This window comes from Faecalibacterium sp. An192 (genome assembly GCF_002160175.1).
Classification (GTDB): Bacteria; Bacillota; Clostridia; order Oscillospirales; family Ruminococcaceae; genus Faecalibacterium.
The window spans coordinates 1-5,239 of sequence record NZ_NFKB01000093.1 but is presented as its reverse complement, the minus strand read 5'-3'; the positions used below and the strand labels follow the sequence as shown (position 1 = coordinate 5,239).

General features: G+C 54.5%; 3 protein-coding genes. All 3 read left to right on the top strand.

Annotated elements, in window-relative coordinates:
• The coding region (locus B5F27_RS15645) for a transposase (RefSeq protein WP_144066560.1) at window positions 1-612 on the top strand (612 nt) is incomplete at its 5' end.
• A 1,314-nt stretch (window positions 613-1,926) separates the two neighbouring features.
• On the top strand, window positions 1,927-3,048 hold the full coding sequence (locus tag B5F27_RS15640) for a hypothetical protein (RefSeq protein ID WP_144066559.1): 1,122 nt from the start codon (window positions 1,927-1,929) through the stop codon (window positions 3,046-3,048).
• 229 nt (window positions 3,049-3,277) lie between these two features.
• The gene (locus B5F27_RS15635) at window positions 3,278-5,107 is read left to right on the top strand and encodes a recombinase family protein (RefSeq protein WP_087368987.1); all 1,830 of its coding nucleotides are present in this window, start codon (window positions 3,278-3,280) and stop codon (window positions 5,105-5,107) included.
• Window positions 5,108-5,239: the final 132 nt, after the last annotated feature.

Here is a 5,239-nt window from a genome sequence, read left to right as displayed (position 1 = left end):
CCGGATATTACCCGCTGCGGCTGCTGGGCCCATCTGCGCCGGAAGTTTGTAGAGGCTATGCCTGCTGCATCCAGCAATCCCAAAGGGCTTCTCACGCCGGCACAGGTTGGCCGGGATTACTGTGACCAGCTGTTTGCAGCTGAAAAGAAACTGGCGGAACTGTCGGCCGAAGAAAGACAGAAACAGCGCCTTGCGATGGAGAAACCCATGCTCAGGGCTTTTTGGTGCTGGCTGGAAGAGCTGGAGCAGCAGCCTCTGGCTGGAAATCTGAAAAAGGCTGTGCAGTACGCCCGCAAACAGCAGCCTTACATGGAGAACTACCTGCTTGACCCCAGGTGCCAGATTTCCAATAACCTTGCTGAGAACGCCATCCGTCCCTTTACTGTGGGACGCAAGAACTGGCTGTTCAGCGACACGGTAAAAGGAGCCCGGGCCAGTGCTGTGATCTATAGCCTGGTGGAAACCGCCGGTGCCAATGGTCTTTCTGAGCGGGGATACCTGCACATTGTACTGTCCAACCTTCCCTCCATGGACTTCCGCCAACATCCTGAGCTGCTCAAGGATCTGATGCCCTGGAGCGACTACATGCGCAGTTGTTTTGAACAGGAATAACCTAGGGGACCGGCTTTGGCCGGTCCTTTTCTGTTGTCAAGTACGTCCTTTCGTGAGGCGCTTACGTAAACTGTGGCAGATAGTCACTCCCGTCAAAGAGGAACCTAAGTTATCATTGTAATGGGCACTTTCATAGAAAGGTGTACTAAGAGTACACCAAAATGGGTGAAAAGGTGTACTCCCAGTCACTCCCGGAGAGGAAAAACTTCTGGTATGCTTTTGCTAGAGACCGCGCAGCACCTTGAAAACCGAATAGTTCAGCCTCCTGGTACTTCCAGACAATGATACTTCCGTAACTCGCGGCCCGGCCACAAAGAAGGCGGGGCGGCCGAAAGGCCGATGGAGCGGTGCAAGTCCGCCGCCAGAAGGTTCCCAACCCTCCCCGGGGCGTCGAGGATAAATGGGGGAGAACCCAAGATCATAAGAGGCAAAACATGATGAAATGTGATTGTTTTGTGAAATATTAAAATTGATGCTACGAAAAGGCCCTTCTCGATGGCTCGTAAGTGTAGGGATCTTTTCTCCGGACCGAAGAAAGAGAAAATTCCAAGGGGTGTCTCCAAAGATAAACGGTTCCCAGGGGGTCTACGAGATCCCCCTAAGGGGTACTACGAGTCACTCCCAAAGAGGAAAACCTTCTGGTATGCTTTTACCAGAGACCAGCACAGCACCTTGAAAACCGAATAGTTCAGCCTCCTGGTACTTCCAGATAATGATACTTCCGTAACTCGCGGCCCGGCCGTGAAGAAGGCGGGGCGGCCGAAAGGCCGATGGAGCGGTGCAAATCCGCCGCCAGAAGGTTCCCAACCCTCCCCGGGGCGTCGAGGACAAATGGGGGAGAATAAAACACAGCGAAATGTGATTGTTTTGTGAAATCTGAAAATTGAGGTTGAAAAAAGGCCGTTCTCGATGGCTCGTAAGTGTAAGGATCTTTTCTCCGGAGCGGAGAAAGAGAAATTACAAGGGGTATCTCCAAGATAAACGGACCCCAGGGGGGACTACGAGTACCCCCTTAAGGGCCCTAAGGGGGTACTACCAGTCACTCCCCTAAACCAAGTTCATGCATTACACTTATAGTAGAAAGGTCCCCAGGGTGATCTACAAGACCCCCTAAGGTGTACTAAGAGTACACCAAAATGGGTGAAAAGGTGTACTCCCAGTCACTCCCGGAACGGAAAAGCCTCTGGTATGCTTTTACCAGAGACCACGCAGCACCTTGAAAACCGAATAGCTCAACCTCCTGGTACTTCCAGACAATGATACTTCCGTAACTCGCGGCCCGGCCACAAAGAAGGCGGGGCGGCCGAAAGGCCGATGGAGCGGTGCAAATCCGCCGCCAGAAGGTTCCCAACCCGCCCCGGGGTGTCGAGGACAAATGGGGGAGGAACCCGGAAAACCAATTTCAAACCACTGGCCGGAATGGAAAGTTCCAGGGCAGTTGGCCTTAAAGTCAGACTGAAATGGAATTCACACCCGATAAAAGAGAGGAGGCGAAAGCAGATGCTGCAGAATTTGCGCATTGACCCGGAGTTTGCAAGCAAAATTCCTTCCCTTCGGGAGGAAGAGCTGAAACAGCTGGAGGAAAACATTCTGGCTGATGGTGTGGTTATCAACCCGCTGATCGTCTGGAACGGCGTCATCGTGGATGGACACAATCGTTACCGTATCCTTCGGCAGCACCCGGAAATTCAGTTCACCACCTATGAGAAGGCGTTTTCCGACCGGTACGCAGCCATCGCCTGGATCTGCAGGAACCAGCTGGGACGGCGAAATCTGACGCCTCAGCAGTTCAAATATTTGATGGGTCAGCAATACGGAGCTGAGAAAGCCTCTCATGGCGGAGATCGAAAAAGTGACCAGCAAAAATCAAGTGGTCAAAATGACCACTTGATCGAAAAAGAAAAGACTCGGCAGCGGATCGCCAATGAAAACCATGTGAGTGAGAGCTTTGTTCGACGGTCGGAATATTTTGCTCAAGGTGTAGACGCCGCTGAAGAAGTTGAGCCCGGCATCAAACAAGAAATCCTGACCGGCAGCATCAAGCCCACAGAGAAGGCCGTGGCAGCCATCGCCAAAACCCCGCCGGAGGAAAGGCCCGCTCTGGTTCAGCAGCTCCGGCAGACCAAAGAACCCGAAAAGCCCCAAGAGAAGCCCCAGGAAAAGCCGAAACGTAAGCGCAGCGTTGCAGAAACCCTGCAAGCCATCCGGGAAGCGTCGGAAAAGATGCTCCAGCCCACCGGAGAGATGAACGAGGAGGACATTTTCGCCGAGATGGAAGATGCTCTGGACACCCTGATCTTCCGCTGGAACACCTGTTTGCAGAACAACCCGACACTCTGTCTCTCGGGGCTGGAGGGCATCCGCCGGATCGGGGAACAGGGTATAGACTTTATTAAAAATTTTGAACAATCCATCCGGAAAGCCAACGCCGGATGATTTGAAACATTCCGATCGACATCCTCAACGAAACCAAGCGTATGTGATAAGATGGAGGTGCCAGAATCAAGAACAACAAGATTGATGAACGCTATGCAGCGGTTGCCCTGATCGAAATTCTGATGAAGAAAGGTCTGGTCAACCCGGAGACCTACGCCAACGTGGTTCGCAATACAAGCAAAGCCCCTGCCAAGGGGCACAGCATTTAAGAAATAAGGAGGGCGGCATTATGATGCGGGACGATTACAACTATCGCTTTAAGCTGACGGACTACACCCAGCTGGACCGGAACCGGAAGCGGAAGGTGGCCGTCTATGGTCGGGTATCCACCGAGCACGAGGCGCAGATTGCTGCCCTGGAAAACCAGATGCAGTGGTATGACGATCAGGCGCGGTATCATCCCAACTGGGAGATTCAGGACCGGTATATAGACGAGGGCATTACCGGTACCCAGGCCAAGAAAAGGCCCTCCTTTCTGCGGATGATTGACGACGCCCGGCAGGGCAAGTTCGATCTGATTGTAACCCGTGAGGTCTGCCGGTTCGCCCGGAACGTGGTGGACACTCTGGTCATCACCCGGGAGCTGAAAGGCATCGGGGTGGAAGTCTACTTCATCGAGGACAACATCTGGACCATGGATGGCGACGGCGAACTTCGCCTCTCCCTGATGGCCACCCTGGCCCAGGAGGAGAGCCGCAAGACCTCTGAGCGGGTGCGGGCGGGCCAGAAGGTGAGCCGGGAGAAAGGGGTGCTGTACGGCAACGGCAATATTCTGGGCTACGACCGGGTTGGAGATACTTATCAAATCAACGAGGAGCAGGCCGAGACGGTGCGGATGATCTTCGACCTGTATCTGCAGGGGAAGGGCTCTTTGCAGATTGCCAACGAGCTGAACGCCCGCCACCGGAAAAGCGCCATGGGGCTGGTGAAGTGGTGTGCATCCAGCGTGGTGCGGGTGCTGAAAAATGCAACCTACACCGGTACCAAGTGCTACAACAAATCTCGAAACAACAACTATCTGGACCAGCACCGGGTGCTGAATCTGGATGCCTCCACCTATTTGTATCAGGAAGGGGACTTCCCGGCCATTGTCTCCAAGGAGATTTGGAACAAGGCCCAGAGCATCCGAATCAACCGGCGAAAAGCGGTGGCCCTGCGGGACGGCAAGGTAACCATCAGCAACCGGACTTCCGAGGACATCTGGGTCAACAAGCTGCGGTGCAGCTGCGGCTACGCCTGCCGCCGGGACAAGTGGCACGTCCGGAAGGACGGCAGCATTTCCTACGGGTACCAGTGCTACAACCGTATCAACAACGGCTCCAAACAGAAGCGGGAGGAGATGGGCCTGGACAGCGAGGGCTACTGCGGGATTCGGATGTACGGGGACTGGAAGCTGGAGATGATGGCCGAGACCCTCTTTGAGCAGCTGCTGGGGGACAAGCACCAGATCATCCAGACCGCTCTGGAACTGCTGAAAAAATACTACAGGGAGACCAGCCGGAAAGACCAGCAGGGGAACAGTGAGCGGAAGATCCAGCTGGAGCGGATTGACACCCGGCTGCGGAACCTGACCGTTATGCGGGCGGACGGGGAAATCGGAAAGGAGGAATACCAGCAGCTGCGGGATCAGCTGGAAGCTGAGAGAAGCCGCCTGGAGGAAGAACAGAAAAAGGCCGAGTCGGTGGAGTGCCGGGAGGCCATGGACCTGGACCAGATTCAGCAGGCGCTGGAAGAACTGGTCCACCTGAAAGGGAAGGGGGTCAGCCGGGAGCTGGTGGACCAGATCGTCTACCGGGTGACGCCGGTGTCCGAGACTCACTTCGAGTGGTACCTCCATTTGGGCCCCGGAACCGATGCCCAGGTGGGCCTTCTGGTGGAAGGTAAAAAGGGAAACTGTGTGCCCTCGGTGAACGGTATCAGGGAGTTCTTAAACCCTGGTGAAGTGAAAACAGACGTGGCTGCGAATCAAATTTTAGGCTCCCTGCCGACAGAGCAGCTACACAGGCTGCCATCAGGATCCCCAGCAAGTATTGTCCGGTTCCGGCGTAAGGCTGCATAAAGTTTAAAGAGTGCCCCTCCTGTCTGAACCGCTCCAGTAAAAGTAGACAGTGAAAAAAGAAGGCCTCCTGTGGTAGAATAAAACTACTACAGGAGGTCTTTGCTATGCCCAGAAAATACAGCCACATTCAGG